21 protein-coding genes and 1 pseudogene are annotated in these 18,347 nt (G+C 72.6%); 7 read left to right on the top strand and 15 right to left on the bottom strand.

From position 1 onward, the window contains the following. The 4 genes and pseudogenes from AB0F68_RS10040 to AB0F68_RS10025 all read right to left on the bottom strand — a co-directional run. Positions 1 to 313 (bottom strand): annotated as a pseudogene (locus AB0F68_RS10040) (hypothetical protein); the annotation flags it as partial. Between the two features lie 371 nt (positions 314 to 684). Beyond that, on the bottom strand, positions 685 to 1,020 hold the full coding sequence (locus AB0F68_RS10035; protein ID WP_357334592.1) for a YrdB family protein: 336 nt from the start codon (positions 1,018 to 1,020) through the stop codon (positions 685 to 687). Beyond that, positions 1,017 to 1,586 (bottom strand): TetR-like C-terminal domain-containing protein, encoded by a 570-nt coding sequence (locus AB0F68_RS10030; protein ID WP_357334590.1) that lies wholly within the window; start codon positions 1,584 to 1,586, stop codon positions 1,017 to 1,019. Before AB0F68_RS10030 ends, AB0F68_RS10035 begins: the two co-directional genes overlap by 4 nt. Next, positions 1,579 to 2,373, bottom strand: coding sequence for an alpha/beta hydrolase (locus tag AB0F68_RS10025; protein WP_357334589.1), 795 nt, complete (start codon positions 2,371 to 2,373; stop codon positions 1,579 to 1,581). The genes AB0F68_RS10030 and AB0F68_RS10025 overlap by 8 nt, the downstream gene beginning before the upstream one ends. Positions 2,374 to 2,450: 77 nt before the next feature. Here AB0F68_RS10025 and AB0F68_RS10020 point away from each other — a divergent pair, with 77 nt between their 5' ends. Beyond that, entirely contained in the window at positions 2,451 to 2,855 is a 405-nt protein-coding gene (locus AB0F68_RS10020; RefSeq protein WP_357334586.1) for a VOC family protein, read from the top strand. Position 2,856: 1 nt separating this feature from the next. Here AB0F68_RS10020 and AB0F68_RS10015 read toward each other — a convergent pair whose 3' ends face one another. After that, complete coding sequence (locus AB0F68_RS10015; protein ID WP_357334584.1) at positions 2,857 to 3,777, bottom strand: proline dehydrogenase family protein; 921 nt, start codon at positions 3,775 to 3,777, stop codon at positions 2,857 to 2,859. 118 nt (positions 3,778 to 3,895) lie between these two features. Here AB0F68_RS10015 and AB0F68_RS10010 point away from each other — a divergent pair, with 118 nt between their 5' ends. The 3 genes from AB0F68_RS10010 to AB0F68_RS10000 are packed head-to-tail and all read left to right on the top strand — an operon-like array spanning position 3,896 to position 5,934. Next, positions 3,896 to 4,171 carry a hypothetical protein gene (locus tag AB0F68_RS10010; protein ID WP_357334582.1) on the top strand — a complete coding sequence of 92 codons (276 nt, stop codon included), beginning with the start codon at positions 3,896 to 3,898 and terminating at the stop codon, positions 4,169 to 4,171. A gap of 1 nt (position 4,172) precedes the next feature. After that, positions 4,173 to 5,339 carry a glutathionylspermidine synthase family protein gene (locus tag AB0F68_RS10005; protein WP_357334580.1) on the top strand — a complete coding sequence of 389 codons (1,167 nt, stop codon included), beginning with the start codon at positions 4,173 to 4,175 and terminating at the stop codon, positions 5,337 to 5,339. Positions 5,340 to 5,358: 19 nt separating this feature from the next. Continuing rightward, on the top strand, positions 5,359 to 5,934 hold the full coding sequence (locus AB0F68_RS10000) for a CGNR zinc finger domain-containing protein (RefSeq protein WP_357334578.1): 576 nt from the start codon (positions 5,359 to 5,361) through the stop codon (positions 5,932 to 5,934). Between the two features lie 20 nt (positions 5,935 to 5,954). Here the strand turns inward: AB0F68_RS10000 and AB0F68_RS09995 are convergent, their stop codons facing one another. Both AB0F68_RS09995 and AB0F68_RS09990 read right to left on the bottom strand, forming a co-directional pair. After that, positions 5,955 to 6,761, bottom strand: a complete 807-nt coding sequence (locus AB0F68_RS09995) for a sugar phosphate isomerase/epimerase (protein WP_357334575.1) — start codon at positions 6,759 to 6,761, stop codon at positions 5,955 to 5,957. Positions 6,762 to 6,837: 76 nt separating this feature from the next. Continuing rightward, complete coding sequence (locus tag AB0F68_RS09990) at positions 6,838 to 7,782, bottom strand: Ppx/GppA phosphatase family protein (protein WP_357334573.1); 945 nt, start codon at positions 7,780 to 7,782, stop codon at positions 6,838 to 6,840. A 74-nt stretch (positions 7,783 to 7,856) separates the two neighbouring features. On the opposite strand from AB0F68_RS09990, the gene AB0F68_RS09985 reads away from it, so the two are divergent. Further along, a complete protein-coding gene (locus AB0F68_RS09985; protein WP_357334570.1) occupies positions 7,857 to 8,666 on the top strand; it encodes a hypothetical protein in 810 nt (269 codons plus the stop codon). 15 nt (positions 8,667 to 8,681) lie between these two features. Here AB0F68_RS09985 and rraA read toward each other — a convergent pair whose 3' ends face one another. From rraA to AB0F68_RS09955, 6 genes are read right to left on the bottom strand one after another with little or no spacing between them, the layout of a single operon-like run. Beyond that, positions 8,682 to 9,164, bottom strand: a complete 483-nt coding sequence (gene rraA / locus AB0F68_RS09980) for a ribonuclease E activity regulator RraA (protein WP_357334568.1) — start codon at positions 9,162 to 9,164, stop codon at positions 8,682 to 8,684. Between the two features lie 13 nt (positions 9,165 to 9,177). Next, a complete protein-coding gene (locus tag AB0F68_RS09975) occupies positions 9,178 to 10,380 on the bottom strand; it encodes an MFS transporter (RefSeq protein WP_357334566.1) in 1,203 nt (400 codons plus the stop codon). Further along, positions 10,381 to 10,773, bottom strand: coding sequence for a universal stress protein (locus tag AB0F68_RS09970; protein ID WP_357334563.1), 393 nt, complete (start codon positions 10,771 to 10,773; stop codon positions 10,381 to 10,383). After that, positions 10,770 to 12,272, bottom strand: coding sequence for a tripartite tricarboxylate transporter permease (locus AB0F68_RS09965; protein WP_357334561.1), 1,503 nt, complete (start codon positions 12,270 to 12,272; stop codon positions 10,770 to 10,772). Before AB0F68_RS09965 ends, AB0F68_RS09970 begins: the two co-directional genes overlap by 4 nt. After that, on the bottom strand, positions 12,273 to 12,917 hold the full coding sequence (locus AB0F68_RS09960; protein WP_357334558.1) for a tripartite tricarboxylate transporter TctB family protein: 645 nt from the start codon (positions 12,915 to 12,917) through the stop codon (positions 12,273 to 12,275). Positions 12,918 to 12,922: 5 nt separating this feature from the next. Continuing rightward, complete coding sequence (locus AB0F68_RS09955) at positions 12,923 to 13,930, bottom strand: tripartite tricarboxylate transporter substrate binding protein (protein WP_357334555.1); 1,008 nt, start codon at positions 13,928 to 13,930, stop codon at positions 12,923 to 12,925. A gap of 99 nt (positions 13,931 to 14,029) precedes the next feature. Between AB0F68_RS09955 and AB0F68_RS09950 the strand changes: the two genes are divergently transcribed. Both AB0F68_RS09950 and AB0F68_RS09945 read left to right on the top strand, forming a co-directional pair. Next, entirely contained in the window at positions 14,030 to 15,676 is a 1,647-nt protein-coding gene (locus tag AB0F68_RS09950) for an ATP-binding protein (RefSeq protein ID WP_357334552.1), read from the top strand. Next, complete coding sequence (locus AB0F68_RS09945; RefSeq protein ID WP_357334549.1) at positions 15,673 to 16,347, top strand: response regulator; 675 nt, start codon at positions 15,673 to 15,675, stop codon at positions 16,345 to 16,347. Before AB0F68_RS09950 ends, AB0F68_RS09945 begins: the two co-directional genes overlap by 4 nt. A 59-nt stretch (positions 16,348 to 16,406) precedes the next feature. Here AB0F68_RS09945 and AB0F68_RS09940 read toward each other — a convergent pair whose 3' ends face one another. Both AB0F68_RS09940 and AB0F68_RS09935 read right to left on the bottom strand, forming a co-directional pair. After that, positions 16,407 to 16,979 carry a hypothetical protein gene (locus AB0F68_RS09940; protein WP_357334547.1) on the bottom strand — a complete coding sequence of 191 codons (573 nt, stop codon included), beginning with the start codon at positions 16,977 to 16,979 and terminating at the stop codon, positions 16,407 to 16,409. 665 nt (positions 16,980 to 17,644) lie between these two features. Then, positions 17,645 to 18,328 (bottom strand): response regulator transcription factor, encoded by a 684-nt coding sequence (locus AB0F68_RS09935; protein WP_357334545.1) that lies wholly within the window; start codon positions 18,326 to 18,328, stop codon positions 17,645 to 17,647. Positions 18,329 to 18,347: the final 19 nt, after the last annotated feature.

Below are 18,347 nucleotides of genomic sequence, written 5' to 3'. Positions count from 1 at the left end.
AGTCGTTTCCAGCTGGCCCGTCGTTTCCAGCTGGCCCGTCGTTTCCAGCTGGCCCGTCGTTTCCAGCTGGCCCGTCGTTTCCAGCTGGCCCGTCGTTTCCAGCTGGCCCGTCGTTGCCGGTTGGCTCGGCGTTCTCTGCTGGCTCGTCGTTCTCGGCTGCCGGGATGCCGTCCGGCGCGGCCGTGCGGCCGGGTTCGCCGGCGGGGGCAGCAGCCGGGTGGCGGGCCGGACTGTCGCCGTCCGGCGGCACGGTGGCCGGCTGCTCGTCGCCGCTCGCCGTCGCGTCGGCGGGCCGCTCGTCACCGTCGGTCACCGGCGAAGGGTACGACCAATCGGGCGAGGCGGGAAGAGTCCCCCGCGCGCCGCCCCGAGCCGAACCGGCTCAGCCCGCCCGCGCTCTCAGTTCGCCGCCCACAAACTGTTTCGCCGCCTACAAACTTGATGAGGTAAACGCCTCAGCCCCGACGGCGAATCGCCCCCGGCGAGATCTTGGTAGGAAACGGCCCCCAGAGGGGCCGAAATCGTCCAAGATCCAGGGCGAGCAAGAGAGCGGGCGCGGATGCCACCACCTCCCCGAGCCGGAGGGCGCTCGGGAGGTGGGGAGCGTCTGTGGCATCACCTCGAACGGCGGCCGATCAGAGCCACCGGAACCGCCGGGCGGAACTCGGAGCCGGTGGATCAGGGTCAGATCTTTTCGCCGGAGAGGGTGAGCAGGGTCTTGTCGAGCGCCCAGAGGGCCACCAGCACCGCGCCCGGCACGGGCCGCCCGGCCAGGGCAAGCAGCAGGCCGCCGGTGAGGAAGCAGGCGGCCTGCACGCTGAGCTTGGCCGGCGCGGGCAGCGCCACGGTGGCCCGGGGCGAGCAGAACAGACCCCAGACCGCGGCGATCGCCAGCGGTGCGCCGAGGCCGGCGAGCAGCCGTACCGGCCAGCCGGCGTCGAGGGTGAAGCCCCACCAGCCCGCGGCCGCGAGCAGGGCCAGCTCCAGCAGGAAGATGAGCGTGAGCAGGGCAGCCTTCACCGGGACCTCCAGTTGCGGTACGCGGTGTCCAGCGCGGCCACCATCTCGTCGAAGGAACGGTCGATGTCCCGGGGCAGACCGAACCCGCCGGCCGCCTCGAGGGTGATGAACCCGTGCACCGCCGCCCGGAACATCCTGGTGGCGTCGACCGCCGCGTCGCCGCTGAGGTCGTACCCGCGCAGGATCGCGTAGATCGCGCCGACGGCCCGCTCGGCGGCGGCGAGGTGCTCGGGGTCGTCGGGGTCGGGTGCCCGCTGCGTGGCCGGGTAGCGGCCGGGGTGCCGGCGGGCGTACTCCCGCAAGGCGTTCGCGGCGGCGCGCAGCGCGTCACCACCGGCCCGGCCCGCGGCGGCGGTGGTCAGCTCGGTGGCGACCTCCGCGGTGGCCAGCACGGCCAGCTTCTGGTGCAGCGCGTCGACGCCCCGCACGTGCTTGTAGAGGCTGGGCAGCGCGACACCGAGCCGGGCGGCGAGCGCGGCCAGGGTGAGCCGGTCGTGGCCGACCTCGTCGGCGAGCACGGCCGCCTCGCGGACCACGGTCTGCGGGGTCAGGCCGGCCCTAGGCACCGGAGGTCACCGACAGGAACTCGACCAGGTCGGCGGCGGTCGCGTCGGGCTGGTCGGCGTGCGGGTAGTGGCCGGAGTCGGCGATCATGCGGGCCTCGGCGGTGGCGAAGTGGCGGCGGGCGGCCCGCGCCTCGGCGCCGGGGTCCGGGAAGTCCGGGTCCTTCGTGCCCATGAGCACCAGCACCGGCTGCCGCACCTCCCGGGCCCGCGCGGTCCAGTGCGGGTCGACCGGCGCGACCACGCCGCGCACCGCGGCCATCCGGCCGCGCAGCTTGGCGACCATCTCCTTCCGGTACGCGGCGTCGTCGGCCGGCCGCGCGCCCGGGAACAGGGTGCGGTGAAACATGCCGAACAGCCGCGGGCTGCGCAGCACGACCGCCTGGGCCGCCCGCAGCACCGGGTTCGGCTTCGGCGCGGCGACGAACGGGCTGACCTGCACGATGCCGTTGACCAGCGCCGGGGCGTCGGCGGCGGCGAAGACCACGGCGGCGGCGCTGGACGAGCTGCCGACCAGGGTGGCCGGGCCGCCGCCGATCTCCCGGACCACGGAGAGCAGGTCGGCGCCGACCTCGGCCGGGGCGTAGCTGGGCCAGCGCGGGCTGGAGTCGCCGTGCCCGCGCACGTCGGCAGCGGCAACCCGGTAGCCGGCCGCCACCAGCCGGGGCACCAGGTGGCGGAAGGATCCCCGGTTCTCTCCCATGCCGTGCGAGAGGACCACCAGCGGCCCCTCCCCGTGCACCTCGTACGCGATGGTTCCGCCGTCCCGGGCCACCTGGCTAATCGTCATAGCTAGAAAGCTAATGCCATTAGCTTCCACCGTCAAGGGTTGACCTCAAGTCAGGTGCAGCTCGGAGGATCCTGCGCATGCCGCTCACCGCAGACACCCACGTACGCCTCGCCCGCCCCAGCCGCGACCTGGCCGTCGCCGAACGGTTCTGGGCCGACGGCCTGGGCCTGGACGTGCTCTACCGGGGCGCCGCGGACGGGCCCGGCGAGCACGACCTGGTGATGCTCGGCTGGCCGGGCGCGGGCTGGCACCTGGAACTGGTCGGCGGCGGGCAGCCGACCGTCGCGCCACGCCCCACCACGGAGGACCTGTTCGTGCTCTACCTCGACGGGCCGGTCGACGACGAACTGGCCGACCGACTGGAACGGGCCGGCGGGACCAGGGTCTCCGCCGGCCCGTACTGGGACCGCTGGGGGGTGACGTTCGCCGATCCGGACGGCTACCGGCTGGTGCTCTGCACCCGGACCTGGTCGAACGCCTGAATCACTTCTTCGACATCAGCGCGCGGCCGAAGAACACCATGTTGGCCGGGCGCTCGGCCAGCCGGCGCATCAGGTAGCCGTACCACTGGTCGCCGTACGGGACGTAGGTGCGCACGGTGTAGCCGTCGCCGACGAGGCGCTTCTGCTCCTCGGGGCGGATGCCGAAAAGCATCTGGAACTCGAACCGCTCCGGGCCGCGGTCGAACCAGCGGGCCCGGTCCTCGCCGATGGCGATCAGGCGCGGGTCGTGGGTGGCCAGCATCGGATAGCCATCCCCGGACATCAGCACGTTCAGGCAGCGCACGTACGACTTGTCCACCTCGCGGGCCGACTGGTACGCCACCGACTCGGGCTCCTTGTACGCGCCCTTGCAGAGCCGTACCCGGGAGCCGGCGCCGGACAGCTCGCGGCAGTCCGACTCGGTCCGCCGCAGGTAGGCCTGGAGCACCGCTCCGGTCGACGGGTAGTCCTTGCGCAGCTTGGCCAGGATGTCCAGGGTCGAGTCGGTGGTGGTGTGGTCCTCCATGTCCAGGGTGACCGTGGTGCCCGCCGCGTCGGCCGCCGCGCAGATCGCCCGCGCGCTGTCGTACGCGAGTTGCTCGTCGAACATCTGCCCGAGCGCGGAGAGCTTCACGCTGACCTCGGCGGCCGGGGTGAGCCCGGCGGCGCCCAGCAGGCGCAGCAGCTTGAGGTATTCGTCCCGGGTGGCGTTCGCCTGCTCCGGGGTGACGGTGTCCTCACCGAGGTTGTCGAGGGTGACCGCTTGGCCGTCGGCGACGAGTGCGCGGGTCGCGCGCAGCGCGTCGTCGGTGCCGGCGCCGGCGACGAACCGGCGGACGACGTCCCGGGTGAACGGGGCCGTCGCGACGAGCCGCTCGACCTGGGATGACCGGGAGGCGGCGAGGATGACGGAACGGAGCATGAGCCGAGCGTAACGCCCGGCGGTGGGCCCGCGCCGGGGGGCGGCGGGCAACGTCACGCAGCGTTCCGACGGGGACCGCGGGACCGCCCGGCTGGCGGGGATCCGCTACAACGATCACGTGGAACGACGCCCCCGACGCCGGCTCCGGTCGGCCACCGTGCAGCTCGGCGCCCTGACCGCCCTGGCCCTCGCCCTCTCCGGCTGCAACACCGGATACGACGACGACGATGACGACTGCGCCCTGGGCCCGGCCGGTGGAGGTGGCGACACCGTCGCCGTGGCGCTGCGGGTCCCCGCACCGGCCACCGCCGCCCGGGACACCCCGGCGCCGGTCGCCGCGGCGCTGCCCGAGCGCGGCGGCTTCGGCACCCACCTCGCCTCCTGCGGCGGCTGAGGTGCGGCGCGAGGCGAGCACCCCGCGCCCCGACTGGGACGCCACCGTCCGGGCCCAGGGCCTGGTGTACGTCGACACCGAACTGCCCGACGGCGGGATCATGTCGTACTGGGACGAGACCGCCGCGTACGCCTTCGAGCTGGACGAGGTGCTCCGGCTGGAGGAGGCCACCGAGGAGCTGCACCGGATGTCGGTGGCCGCCGCCGAGCACGTGGTGGCCCGCAACCGGTACGCCGAGTTCGGCATCCCGGAGTGGGCCGCCGAGGCGGTCGCCCGGTCGCTGCGGGAGTCCCCGCCGATCCTCTACGGCCGCTTCGACCTCTGGTACGACGGAAGCTGGCCCCCGAAGCTGCTGGAGTACAACGCCGACACCCCGACCGCGCTGGTCGAGGCGAGCATCGTGCAGTGGTACTGGCTGGAGCACACCCGCCCGGACGCCGACCAGTGGAACAGCCTGCACGAGCGGCTGGTCGGCGCCTGGGCCAAGATCGGCGCCGGCCTGCACGACCCCCGGGTGCACGTGGTCTGGTCGGCGGAGGAGGAGTCGGGCGAGGACCAGATCACGGCCGGCTACCTGGCCGAGACCGCCCGGCAGGCGGGGTTGGACGTCACGCTCCTGCCGATCCAGCGGGTCGGCTGGGACGGGCGGCGCTTCGTCGACGCCGAGGACCGGCCGATCACCACCTGCTTCAAGCTCTACCCCTGGGAGTGGATGCTCGCCGAGCCGTACGGGCCGCCGGCGCTGGCGCCGGGCACCCCGACCACCTGGATCGAGCCGGCCTGGAAGCTGCTGCTGTCGAACAAGGCGCTGCTGGCCGTGCTCTGGGAGCTCTATCCGGGCCACGAGTACCTGCTCCCCGCGTACCTGGACTCGCCGCGCGGCATGACCGAGTACGTGGCCAAGCCGCTGCTCGGCCGGGAGGGCGGCTCGGTCCGCATCGTCACCGCCGGCACCGAGATCACCAACCCGGGGATCTACGGCGACGAGGGCTTCTGCTACCAGGAGTTCCGGGCGTTGCCCGAGTTCGCGGGCAGCCGGTTGGTGCTGGGCAGCTGGATCGTGGACGGCGAGTCGGCCGGCGCGGGCCTCCGGGAGAGCGAGAGTCTCATCACGGACGGTTACGCGCGGTTCCTGCCCCACTACATCGACGCGCCGCGTAGCACGTGAGTCGTCTACCGTTGGTGTCGTGAACTTCGACGCGTACGCCCGGACCGGTGTTGATCTCGTCAACGCCCGTCTGGACGACCTCGACGACCTGCGGGCCCTCTTCCCGGACGACAACGCGTGGATGCGCGACGAGGTCGCCGATCGGGACCTGGCGATCTTCCGGCGGGCGCAGAAGCGCCTGCGCGACATCTTCGACTACGGCACCTCGGGCCGCGACGCCGAGGCGGTGACGGAGCTGAACGCGCTGCTGGAGTCGTTCCCCGTGCAGCCGCGCATCTCCGGCCACGACTCCTCCGACTGGCATATGCACGTGACCAGCCGGGGCGCCTCGGTCAGCTCCGAATACCTGGCCGGCGCGGTCTGGGGGCTGTCGGTCTGGCTCTGCGAGTACGGCAGCGCCCGGTTCGGCGTCTGCGCAGACGAGCGCTGCGGCAACGTCTACCTGGACACCTCGTCGAACTGCTGCCGGCGGTTCTGCTCGGAGCGCTGCGCCACCCGCTCGCACGTGGCCGCGCACCGGGCCCGCAAGCGGGCCGCCGTCGGTGACCAGGTGACCGTTCCGGCCCAGCCGGAACCGCTGACCCCGGTGAGCTGACCCGCCGCTCCGACTCCTGGTCAGGCCTCGACCGGGGAGGGGGCGGTCAGGTTGGCCCGGGCGAACTCGAGCGACTCGCGCAGGTCCGCCTCGCGGACCGCGCGGCTCTTCGCGCCCCGGGTGGTCACCTCGACCGCCACCGAGCCGGTGAAGCCCCGGCCGGCCAGCGAGCGGAGCAGCTCCGCGCAGGGCTGGCCGCCGCGCCCGGGCACCAGGTGCTCGTCGCGCCCCTCGCCGGTGCCGTCGCCCAGGTGCACGTGGGCCAGGGCGGACCCCATCCGGTCGGCCATGGCCAGGGCGTCGGTGTGCGAGGCCGCGCAGTGCGAGAGGTCCAGCGTGTAGGCGGCGTAGCCGGTGTCGGTCGGGTCCCAGCCCGGCACGTACGGGACGAACTGCCGGCCGGCCATCCGCACCGGGTACATGTTCTCCACGGCGAAGCGCAGCCCGCCGAAGCGGCCGGCGATCCGGTCCAGCCCGTCGGCGAAGTTGCGGGCGTAGTCGCGCTGCCAGGTGAACGGCGGGTGCACCACGACGGTGGGCGCCTCCAGCGTCTCGGCCAGCTCGGCGGCCCTGCGCAGCCGCTCCCACGGGTCCGGGCTCCACACCCGCTGGGTGACCAGCAGGCAGGGCGCGTGCACCGAGAGGACCGGCACGCCGTAGTGGTCGGCGAGGCCGCGCAGCGCGCCCGGGTCCTGGCTGACCGGGTCGGTCCAGACCATCACCTCGATGCCGTCGTATCCGAGCGTCGAGGCGAGCTGGAACGCCGCCGCGGTCCGCTCAGGGAAGACCGAAGACGTGGACAGGAGCACCGGAACGCGGGAAGTCACACCCCTGAGGGTAGCCGCACCCGCCACAAAGCATCGGGACGAGTATCCACAAAACACCTGGAGCGGCAGGCCGGGATCACATCGGCGCCAGCTGATCCAGTCGACGCAGGATGACCCCCTCGCGCAGCGCCCAGGGGCAGATGTCCAGGCAGTCCACGTCGAGCCGGCGCAGCACCGCCTCGGCCACCACCGCCCCGGCGAGGAGCTGGTGGGCCCGCTGCGCGCTGACCCCCTCCAGCTCGGGCAGCTGGGCCGGCGGGATGTGCCGGATGAAGCCGAGCACCTGCCGCAGCCCGGTACGGGTCAGGCTGCGCCGGGCCCAGAGCCCGGCCCCGGAGGGCGCCGCACCGGCCAGCCGGGCCAGCGTCCGGAACGTCTTCGAGGTGGCCACCGGACGCTCCCAGCCCACCTCGGTGAGCTGTTCGACCACCGGGTCGAGCTGCGCGTCGACGTACTCCCGCAGCTCCTCGACGGCCTCGGCCGACGGCGGGACGGTGCCGGACGGGTCGACCTTGAGCCGCTCCCGGCTCAGCCGCCCCGCGCCCAGCGGCAGCGAGACCGCCACGTCCGGGCCCTCGTCTATGCCGGCGGCCAGCTCCAGGGAGCCGCCCCCGATGTCCATCGCCAGCAGCCGGCCGGCGGACCAGCCGAACCAGCGCCGCACCGCCAGGAAGGTCATCCGCGCCTCGTCCGCGCCGGAGAGCACCTCCAGGCGTACGCCGGTCTCGTCGCGGACCCGGGCCAGCACCTCGCCGGCGTTGCTGGCGTCGCGCACCGCGCTGGTGGCGAAGGCCAGCAGGTCTTCGGCCTCCAGCCCGTCCGCCGCCGCCCGCGCCATGCTGACGGCCTTGACCAGCCCGTCGGCGCCCGCGTCGGTCAGCGCGCCGTCCGGGCCCATCTGCTCGGCCAGCCGGAGCACCACCTTCTCGGAGTGCGCCGGCCACGGGTGGGCGCCGTGGTGCGCGTCGACCACCAGCAGGTGCACCGTGTTGGAACCGACGTCGAGGACACCCAGTCGCATGCTGACGACCCTAGGGCCAACACGTTTCCTCGGCTCGCCGGCCGGGTGGCGTCACCCCGCGTACGCTGGTCCGGGTGACAGGGCAGATCGAACTTCACGTGCTGGTGGACGACCCCGACGACCCGCGCAGCCGGGAGGTCGGGCTGGACTTCCCGCGGGAGTGGATCGAGTTCGTCGACCCGGCCGACGCGAAGCACGTGGTGCGGGCCGACCTGACCTGGCTGCTCTCCCGCTGGACGTGCATCTTCGGCAAGGGCTGCCACGGCATCGTCGCCGGCCGCGCCGCGGACGGCTGCTGCTCGCACGGCGCGTTCTTCACCGACGGCGACGACGAGAAGCGGGTCCGGGCGGCGGTCAAGCGGCTCACCCCGCAGACCTGGCAGCACTTCCGCCGGGGCTTCAAGAACTGGACCGAGAACGACACGATCGACGGGAAGAACCCCGCCCGGCGGACGGCCACCCGGGCCGCCGACGCGCCCTGCGTCTTCCTCAACGACGTCGACTTCCCCGGCGGGGGCGGCTGCGCGCTGCACGCCCAGGCGCTGCGCGACGGGGTGCACCCGCTGCAATACAAGCCGGACGTCTGCTGGCAGCTGCCGATCCGCCGCGACCAGGACTGGCACAAGCGGCCGGACAACACCAAGGTGCTGATCTCGACGCTCAGCGAGTTCGACCGGCGCGGCTGGGGCGCGGGCGGTCACGACCTGGACTGGTGGTGCACCTCCTCCACCGACGCGCACGTCGGCGCCGAGCCGATGTACATCTCCTACGGCCCGGAGCTGACCGCGCTGATCGGCGCCCCCGCGTACGCGAAGCTGGCCGAGCTCTGCGCGGCCCGGCTCCGTCAGGGCCAGGTCGCCCCGCACCCGGCCACCGAGGCTTAGGGCCCGTCCGGCGGATCATCTGACTGGTCCGGGCAGCACGACGACGCCGTCGTCGTCGCTGTGCACCTCCGCACCGGGCGCGAAGACGCAGTTGCCGAACGACACCGGCACGTCCCGCTCGCCGGCGCCGGTCTTGGCGCTCTTGCGCGGGTTCGTGCCGAGCGCCTTGATGCCGATCGGCAGGGCACCGAGGGCGACGACGTCGCGGACCGCGCCGTTGATCACCACGCCGGCCCATCCGTTCTCCGCTGCCGTGCCGGCGATGAGGTCACCCATCAGGGCGGTGTGCAGCGAGCCGCCGCCGTCCACCACCAGCACCCGGCCCTCTCCCGGCTCGGCCACGATCGACTTGACCAGGGCGTTGTCCTGGAAGCAGCGCACCGTGACGGCCGGGCCGGCGAAGGCCCGGACCCCGCCGAACTGACGCAACTGGGTGTCGCACGAACCGAGGGCGTCGCCGTGCCGGTCGTAGAGGTCGGCGGTCGTGGGAGTCTCCATGGTCGTCCTTCTCTCACTCGGGGATCGGATCCGCGGGCGGCGGCCGGTGCAGGCGGGAGGCGGCGACGGCCGCACCGGCCAGGCCGGCCGCGGTGCAGGCGAGGACGCCGGCCGCGCCCGTACCGGCCGCCAGCGCGCCGGCCGCGCTGGGGATGAGCACCTGACCGAGCCGATTGCCGGTGAGCCGCAGCGACATCGCCCGGCCGCGCAGCCCGGGCGGCGCCACCTCGGCCAGGAACGACATGGTCAGCGGCTGGCCCGCACCCAGCCCGAGCCCGGCCACCGCGACCACGACGAGCAGCACCGCGAACGGCAGCGGCGGCAGCAGCAGGGCCAGCCCGACGGCGGAGAGCGCCACGGTGCCGACCAGCACGACCCGCCGGCCGAGGGCCGCCACCAGCCGGCCGAGCAGCAGCCGGGACGCCATCGAGGCGACCGCCCGGACCGCGAGCAGGATGCCGATCGAACCGGCGGCGATGTCGCGTTCCGCGCCGAGCGCGGGCAGGTAGACCAGGGTGATGTCGACCGCCGCCAGGACGACGCAGCTCACCACGAGGGCGCGGACCAGGCCGGGCCGGCGGAGCAGGTCGCGCAGCCCATTGGCGCCGGAACCGTCGGCGGCCTGCCGGTGGTGTCCGGACGGGCGCAGGAACAGCGCGACGACCAGCAGCGGCAGCGCCACCACCGTGGCGCCGAGGAAGATGGCCCGGGTGGCGGGGATCGGGCGGTCCCCGCCGAAGAGCACGATCAGGCCGGGCCCGAGCGCCTGACCCAGCGAGGCGGCGAAGGTGTAGTAGCCGAACGCGGCGTCGTAGCGGTCGGCCGAGGTGCGGTTGGCGACCAGCGCCTGCTGGGCGACGACCGCGCAGAGGTGTGCGGTGCCGAGCGCCATGCTGGCCAGGACCAGGCCGACCACCGAGCCGGCGAGCAGCACGAAGCCGAGGCCGGCGGCGACCAGCAGGGCCGACCCGGCGAGCGCGACGCGGCGCTCGCCGAGCCGGTCCACGGCGTGCCCGGAGGGCACGGCCAGCACCAGGGGTACGACGGCGAAGCTGGCCCCGAGCACACCCAGCCAGGCCCCCGGCACGTCCAGCTCCAACGCCCGGTACGCGGACGCCGGCCGGAGCATGAAGGTGACCGCCTGCACCGCGACGGTGTGCGTGAGCAGCAGGCCGGCCTGGGCGCGCCCGGGGACCGCGGAGGCCCCGGGCGCCACTCAGTCGGCCTTCACGGCGAGCACCGGGCAGGGCACCCGGAGCAGGATCTCCTGCGCGGTCGAGCCCATGATCAGCTTGCCGACCGGAGTGCGGTGCCGGATGCCGATCACGACGAGCGACACGTCCTCCGTCTCGACGATCTCGGCGATCTCCTCGGCCGCGTCCCGCCCCCGCATGAGCTGCCGGACGTCGTGCGGCACCCCGGCGGCGACCAGTTCGCGGACCACCCGGTCCAGATCCGGCTCCTGGGCGAGCCGCGGGTCGACGTACGCGTCGCCGCGCGAGGTGTTCAGCACCAGCACCGGCTCGTCCCGGAACCGGGCCTGCTCGATCGCGGCCCGCAGGGCCGCCTCGCCCAGCGGCGAGGGGACGTACCCCACCAGCACCGTCATGCCGTCACCGACCTTCCGCGCAGCGGACGGACCACGAACCGGCCGATCAGCGGCCAGAGGAGCACCGCGGCGACCGTGGCGTAGATCAGCCAGGACACCCAGCCGCCGATCAGCCCGTGCAGCTCACCGCCGGAGAGCTGCAACGCGCGCCGGCCCTGCAGCTCGGCACGCGGGCCGAGGATGGTGCCGACGATCAGCGGCAGGATCGGCAACCCGAAGCGGCGCATGCCGAAGCCGAGCAGGCCGAGGGCGAGCAGCAGGAACAGGTCGAACGGCTGGGCGTTAACCGCGTACGCGCCCATCGAGGCGAAGAAGAGGATCCCGGCGTAGAGGTAGGGGCGCGGGATCCGCAGCAGCCGCGCCCAGGCCGGGGCGAGCGGCAGGTTGAGCACCAGCAGCAGCAGGTTGCCCACGAACAGGCTGGCGATCAGCGTCCAGACCAGGCTGGACTCCCGGGTGAAGAGCAGCGGACCGGGCTGGATGCCGTACCCCTCGAAGGCGGCCAGCATCACCGCGGCGGTGGCGTTGGTCGGCAGGCCGATCGCCAGCATCGGCACCAGGGTGCCCGCGGCCGAGGCGTTGTTCGCGGCCTCCGGCCCGGCGACGCCCTCGATCGCCCCCCGGCCGAACTCCTCCGGGTGCTTCGTCAGCTTCTTCTCGGTGACGTACGACAGGAAGGTGGGGATCTCCGCCCCGCCCGCCGGCACCGCGCCGAACGGGAACCCGAACGCCGTGCCGCGCAACCACGGCTTCCAGGACCGCTTCCAGTCCTGCCTTCCCATCCACGGCTGGCCCACCGGGATCACCTCGCCGGACTTGCGCCGCAGGTGCGCGGCGATCCAGAGCGCCTCGCCCACGGCGAAGATGCCCACGGCCACCACGACCACGTCGATGCCGTCGGCGAGCTGCGGCAGCCCGAAGGTGAGCCGCTGCTGGCCGGACTGGTCGATGCCGATCACACCGATCACCAGGCCGAGCACCAGCGAGGCGAAGCCGCGTACCCGGGACGCGCCGAGCACCGCGGTGACGGAGACGAACGCCAGCAGCATCAGCGCGAAGTAGTCGGGTGCGCCGAGGCTGATCGCGAACTGCACCACCGGCGGCGTGACCACCACCAGCAGCACGGTGGCGATGGTGCCGGCGACGAACGAGCCGATCGCGGCGGTGGCCAGCGCCTGGGCGGCCCGGCCCGCCTTCGCCATCCTGTTGCCCTCGATCGCGGTCACCACCGACGAGGACTCGCCGGGGGTGTTCAGCAGGATCGAGGTGGTGGAACCGCCGTACATGCCGCCGTAGAAGATGCCGGCGAACATGATGAAGGCCTGGGCCGGCTCCATCCCGTAGGTGACCGGCAGGAGCAGCGCCACGGTCATCGCCGGGCCGATGCCGGGCAGCACGCCGACGGCGGTGCCGATGGTCACCCCGAGCAGCGCGAACAGCAGGTTCATCGGGGTCAGCACGTTGGCGAACCCGTCGAGCAGATTGGCGAAGTTGTCCATCTACAGGATCCCTTGCAGCACGCCCGCGGGCAGGTCGACGCCGAGCCCGATGGCGAAGGTGTAGAACGTGATCAACGACAGCGCGACGGCGATCAGCAGGTTGCGCACGTAGTGCCGGTTGCCCAGCGCGTACGCCGAACCCCAGAAGAGGATCGTTCCGCTGATCACCCAGCCGAGCCGCTCGATGAGCACGGCGTTGACCAGGAACGCGCCGATGAGCAGCAGCACGGTGCGCCAGTCGACGGGAACGGTCAGATCGACGTCCTCGCCGGCCTCCGGCTCGCCGGCGCCGCCGCGGGCCACGTCCACCGCGTAGATCGCCGCGATGACGAGCAGCAGCACACCGAGCAGGATCGGCACCGGCTTGGGGCCGATCGGGTCGGCGGTGTTGATCGCGCTCCCGATCCGGGTCGTCGCGTCGAAGATGACCAGCCCACCGACCAGGGCGAGAAACGCACAGACGCCGTACTGCGCCCGGTCGGGCTTGCGGACCGGCTCCGCCACGACGTCCGCCGCCGGGTCGGTCCCGGTCGCCGGGGCCGCCGGCTCCTCCGACGTACGCGCGGCGCCCGGCTGCGCCGGGATGTCCGGTACGACCGGGGGCCGGGACGGCGGCTCGCCGCCCCGGTCCGGTCGCGTCGTCATGCCGCTCATGCCAACCCGAGCTGCTTGAGCACGTCGGCCACTGCCTTGTCCTGCTCGGTGAGGAAGGTGCCGAACTCGTCGCCGGTGACGAACGCGTCGGTCCAACCGCGCTTCGTCAGCTCGGCCTTCCACGCCTCCGACTCGTGCATCTTCGTCAGCACGTCGATCCAGACCTTCTTGTCGGCGTCGCTGATGCCGGGCGGCGCCACAATGCCTCGCCAGTTGGTGAAGACCAGGTCGATGCCGGCCGACTTCAGGGTCGGCACCTCCTTGAGCGCCTCGATCGGCGCCTCGCTGGTCACCGCGAGGACCCGGATCTGGCCGGCCTCGACCTGGTCGAGGAACTCGCCGAACCCGCTGGCGCCGAAGGCCACCTTGCCGCCGAGGACGGCGGGCAGCAGTTCGCCGCCACCGTCGTACGAGACGAAGTTGACCTGGCGCGGGTCGATGCCGACGGTCTTGGCGAGCTGCATGGGCAGCAGGTGGTCCGGACCGCCGGGCGAGGAGCCGCCGCCGACCGCGATGCCCTTCGGGTTGGCCTTCCACGCCGCGACCAGGTCGTTGATGGTCTTGTACGGGGAGTCCTTCGGCACCACGATGGCGCCGGCCTCCTCGATCAGCTTGGCCAGCGGGGTGGTCTGGGTCAGCGTCGCCGCCGACTTGGAGGTGTACGAGGCACCGACCACGCCCAGGCCCATCTGCATGGCCAGCTTGCCGTTGCCCTTCTCGTTCACGGTCCGCTGGAGGCCGACCGTGCCGCCCGCGCCGGGCAGGTTGAACACCTGCACGCCGGTGGCGATCTTGGCGTCCTCCATCACCTTCGCGGCGGTCCGGGCGGTGGTGTCGTATCCGCCACCGGGGGTGTTCGGCACCATGATCCGCAGTCCGCTGACCGGCTTGCCGTCGTTGCTGGAGCCGCCCTCGTTCTTGTCGGCGGTGGCGCCACAGGCAGCCAGGGCCAGCGCCGTGGCGGCGGCGACCCCCATGACCAGCACGTTTCTCCTAGTTGCCATCTTGTTTCTCTTCCGTTTCGAATGAGTCCAGCGGCAAGATGGTGGCCTCCACGCGGGCAGCTTGTCTGCGTTGTGTCACCAGCGGAAGTTGAGGTCTTTGTGGTCGCGGTCACGTCCCGGCGCCGCACGCTCGCCGGGCAGCTGCTGATCCTCCAGCTCGCGATCATCGTCGTGGTGCTGGTGGCGGTCGCCGCCGTCTCGCTGGCCCAGTCGGCGGCGACGTTCAACCGGGTCGAGGGGCGCCGGGTCGCCACCCTCGGCGAACGGCTCGGCGGCAGCCCCCTGCTCCGCGACCAGCTCGACCAGCCCGCGCCGGGCGAGGCCATCGCCCCGCTGGTGCAGAACACCTTCACCCAGTACGGCGTCACCTCGGTGACCGTCGCGAACGCCCGGGGCCGGGTGGTCGCCTCGACCAACCCGACGCTGGTGGGCAGCCGGGTGGTGCTCGGCGACCCCCGGGTGGCGGACGGCCGGAGCTGGTTCGGCGAGCTGGAGATCGACGGCTCGCGGCAGCTGGTGGCCCAGGTGCCGGTGCTCGGCGACGACCCGAAGACCAAGAAGAACCTCGGGCGGTACCTGGGCGTGGTGGTGGTCGGCGAGGCGGCGCCGACCTGGTCGGAGCGGCTCGTCGGCGCCTCGTCCTACCTGCTCACCTACCTGGGCATCGCCTGCGGCCTCGGGGTGGTTGGATCGTGGCTGCTGGCCCGCCGGATCAAGCGGCAGACCCTCGGCCTGGAGCCCCGGGAGATCGCCGGGCTGGCCGAGCACCGGGAGGCGCTGCTGCACGGCATCGCCGAGGGGGTGATCGCGTTGGACCCCCAGCACCGGATCACCCTGGTCAACGCGGTCGGCCGACGCCTGCTCGACCTGCCCGAACACTGCCTCGGCCGCAGCCTCGCCGAGCTGAGGATCAACGGCCGGCTGCGGGACGTGCTGGCCGGCGCGGGTAGCGGCCCGGAGGCCCGGGACCAGGTGGTGGTCCGGGGCGGCCGGGTGCTGGTGATGAACCGGATGACGGTCCGCAAGGACGGTCACCGGCTCGGCTCCGTCACCACCCTGCGGGACCGGACCGAGCTGGCCCGGCTGGAGCAGGAGATCGGCTCGTTCCGCAGCACCACCGAACTGCTCAGGGCGCAGACCCACGAGTTCGCCAACCAGTTGCACACGATCTCCGGGCTGATCCAGATCGGCGAGCACGACGAGGTGGTCCGGTACGTCGACGCGCTGAGCCGGCACCGTGCCTCGCTCGACCTCACGGTGACCAGCCGGATCCACGACACGGCGGTGGCGGCACTGCTCATGGCGAAGTCGGCGGTGGCCGCCGAGCGCCGGGTGGAACTGCGGGTCTCCGAACGGACCGGGCTCGACCGGCTGCCCCCGGAGCTGGCGGCGGACGTGGCCACCGTGCTCGGCAACCTGGTGGACAACGCGGTCGAGGCGGTGGCCGCTGACTCGTCCGATCGCCCCGCCTGGGTGGAGGTCGAACTTCGCCAGGACGCCGCCTCGGTGGAGATCGTGGTCCGCGACTCCGGCCCCGGGGTGGCGCCGGAGCTGGCGCAGGAGGTGTTCACCCACGGCTTCACCACCAAGGCGGCCGAGGGCGGCGAGCGCGGGATCGGCCTCGCGCTCACCCGGCTGGTCTGCCACCGCCGCGGCGGCGAGGTGGCCGTGGCGAACACCGACGAGGGCGCGATGTTCACCGCGCGGATCTCGGTGCCCCCGAACGTCTGGCAGGAGGCGCGATGATCGACGTACTCGTCGTCGACGACGACTTCATGGTGGCCCGGATCCACCGTGGCTTCGTCGAGCGGATCGACGGCTTCCGGGTGGTCGGCGCCGCCAGCACCGGCGAGCAGGCCGTGACCGCGGTGGGCCAGCTCCGCCCCGACCTGATCCTGCTCGACCTCTACCTGCCCGACATGTTCGGCCTGGACGTGGTGACCCGGATCCGGGCCGCCGGACACGACTGCGACGTACTGGTGATCAGCGCCGCCCGGGAGGCCGAGGCGGTCCGCCGGGCGGTCCGCTACGGCGCGGTCAACTACCTGCTCAAGCCGTTCGGCTTCGACGAGCTGCGCACCCGGCTGGAGCAGTACGCCGTCCGCCGCACCGCGCTGCGCGCGGCCGTCGTCGCCGACCAGGCCGACGTCGACCGGGTGCTGTCCCGCAGCGGCTCGCCCGCCGTCACCGCGACCCTGCCCCGGGGCCTCAGCCCGGAGACCGCCGAGCTGGTCGAACGCGCCCTGCGCGAGCACGAGGGGACCCTCTCGGCCAGCGAGTGCGCCGACCGGGTCGGCATCTCCCGGGTCAGCGCCCGCCGCTACCTGGAGCACTTCTCGGGCACCGGCCGGGCCGAGGTCACCCTGAAGTACGGCGCGGCCGGCCGGCCCGAGCGCCGCTACACCTGGCTGTCCTGACCTGAAGATGCCGCTGGCCGGCACCCCGTGTTCCGGGGTGCCGGCCAGCGGTTCTTGGCTCAGCTGTTCCAGTCGTGGGCGACGATGTCGGCGGCCTGCCGCTCCCACTGGGCGTAGGCGTCCGGGTAGGCCGAGACCTGCACGGTCTGCGCGGCGTCGGTCAGCGGCATGTCCTGCCAGCCGTCGACCTGCTTCAAACCCTTCAGGAACGCAAGCGTCGAGTACTCAGGGTCGGTGATCTGCTCCGGCGAACCCCAACCGCTCGACGGGCGCTGCTGGAACAGGCCCAGCGAGTCATGGTCATTCTTGTCGCCGAGGTGGCCCAGGTTCTCCAGCTTCGACTCCTGCAGGCTGGTCGCGATCGAGATCACCGCGGCCCGCTCCGGGAGACCGGCCTTCTTCGTCGCGGCGATGATCGCCTTAGCGTTGGCCGTCTGCTCATCGTTCAGATCAATCTTCGACTGGGCGCCCTGCACACCGTGCGGGATCAGCTTGTCACCCTGCACCGCCACCGCGGCCGGCTTGCTGTCGTGCACCGGCTCGGCGTGAGCGGCGATCGGACCGGCGAACACACCACCGGTGAAAGCCAGACCAGCAATACCCAGCACGCTCTTACGCAGCATCGTGTTCATGAGGGACAGCTCCATTCGGGGGTTGGCGCACACCCCGACCGGGGGAGGTCGGCAATCCGGTGTGCGCAAGCACCGTCAGGCGCTCAACAAAGTCTTGAGGGGGGTCGAGCAAAATCTTGATCCTCCAGCGCGCGGGGCAGGGCCTCTTCGTCGCGCCGGGACCATGTATAACGACCGGCGGCCCACCATCATTCCGGGCTCAGCGCGCCCACCTCGGCGGGCAGTCCCTGGGGCTGGCCACCCCGCTTGCGGGGCGTCTTCCTCGGCCGTTCACCCGGATACAACGACCCCCGCCCGCCCGCCATTCCGCCGCCAGAGTGCCGCCCACCACCCACGAACCGGACATCCCGCCCAGGCCGACCACGTCGGTGGAACACCATGTAGGTCATAGGGCCCCCGGAGACATACATGGCGTTCCCACTCAGCGCACCATGGACGCCGGGAACCGGACATTGCACCCAGCCCTCACCCGTAGCCAGGGAAGCTCCAGGCCGCCGCGCTGGGGTGCCTTAGTGCACCCCCGGACATCGCCACCCCGCCGAGCTGGAGTCGATCACCGAACGGGCGTGGCGCCGATCATGAAGTTGTTGCCCTGACACGCCGGTGCGGACGGAAATAACTTCATGATCACCGCAAACGGGACGCGGGGGCCGAAGCCGGGCCGGTCACGGCTCGAACTTGTAGCCCAGGCCGCGGACCGTGACGATGTAGCGCGGGGCGGACGGCTCCGGCTCGACCTTGGAGCGCAGCCGCTTGACGTGCACGTCCAGCGTCTTGGTGTCGCCCACGTAGTCGGCGCCCCAGACCCGGTCGATGAGCTGCCCGCGGGTGAGCACCCGGCCGGCGTTGCGGAGCAGCAGCTCCAGCAGCTCGAATTCCTTGAGCGGGAGCTGCACGGCGCCGCCGTCGACGGTCACCACGTGCCGCTCGATGTCCATCCGGACCGGCCCGGCGGCCAGCGTCGGCGCACCGGACTCGGCGGCCTCGGCGGTCTGCCGGCGCAGCACGGCCCGGATCCGGGCGACCAGCTCGCGCGGCGAGTACGGCTTGGTGACGTAGTCGTCGGCCCCGATCTCCAGGCCGACCACCTTGTCGATCTCGCTGTCCCGGGCGGTGACCATGATGATCGGCACGTGGGACCGCTGCCGGAGTTGGCGGCAGACCTCGGTGCCCGACATCTCGGGCAGCATCAGGTCGAGCAGCACGATGTCGGCGCCGGTCCGGTCGAACTCGGTGAGGGCGGAGGGACCCGTCGCGGCGACGGAGACCTCGAAGCCCTCCTTGCGGAGCATGTAGGACAGGGCGTCGGAGAACGATTCCTCGTCCTCCACCACCAGTACGCGGCTCAACGGGGTGTTTCCTTTCCTG

It is taken from the genome of Micromonospora sp. NPDC023966 (assembly GCF_040639095.1).
GTDB lineage: Bacteria > Actinomycetota > Actinomycetes > Mycobacteriales > Micromonosporaceae > Micromonospora.
The sequence above is the reverse complement of the archived record's forward strand: the minus strand, read 5'-3'. Positions and strand labels throughout refer to the sequence as shown.

Coding starts and splice junctions, on each gene's coding strand:
- AB0F68_RS10020 (WP_357334586.1), top strand. CDS start 2,451: ATGCCGCTCACCGCAGACACCCACGTACGCCTCGCCCGCCCCAGCCGC.
- rraA (WP_357334568.1), bottom strand. CDS start 9,164: ATGGAGACTCCCACGACCGCCGACCTCTACGACCGGCACGGCGACGCC.
- AB0F68_RS09940 (WP_357334547.1), bottom strand. CDS start 16,979: ATGAACACGATGCTGCGTAAGAGCGTGCTGGGTATTGCTGGTCTGGCT.
- AB0F68_RS09970 (WP_357334563.1), bottom strand. CDS start 10,773: ATGACGGTGCTGGTGGGGTACGTCCCCTCGCCGCTGGGCGAGGCGGCC.
- AB0F68_RS09990 (WP_357334573.1), bottom strand. CDS start 7,782: ATGCGACTGGGTGTCCTCGACGTCGGTTCCAACACGGTGCACCTGCTG.
- AB0F68_RS10015 (WP_357334584.1), bottom strand. CDS start 3,777: ATGCTCCGTTCCGTCATCCTCGCCGCCTCCCGGTCATCCCAGGTCGAG.
- AB0F68_RS09945 (WP_357334549.1), top strand. CDS start 15,673: ATGATCGACGTACTCGTCGTCGACGACGACTTCATGGTGGCCCGGATC.
- AB0F68_RS10025 (WP_357334589.1), bottom strand. CDS start 2,373: ATGACGATTAGCCAGGTGGCCCGGGACGGCGGAACCATCGCGTACGAG.
- AB0F68_RS09960 (WP_357334558.1), bottom strand. CDS start 12,917: ATGACGACGCGACCGGACCGGGGCGGCGAGCCGCCGTCCCGGCCCCCG.
- AB0F68_RS09955 (WP_357334555.1), bottom strand. CDS start 13,930: ATGGCAACTAGGAGAAACGTGCTGGTCATGGGGGTCGCCGCCGCCACG.
- AB0F68_RS09965 (WP_357334561.1), bottom strand. CDS start 12,272: ATGGACAACTTCGCCAATCTGCTCGACGGGTTCGCCAACGTGCTGACC.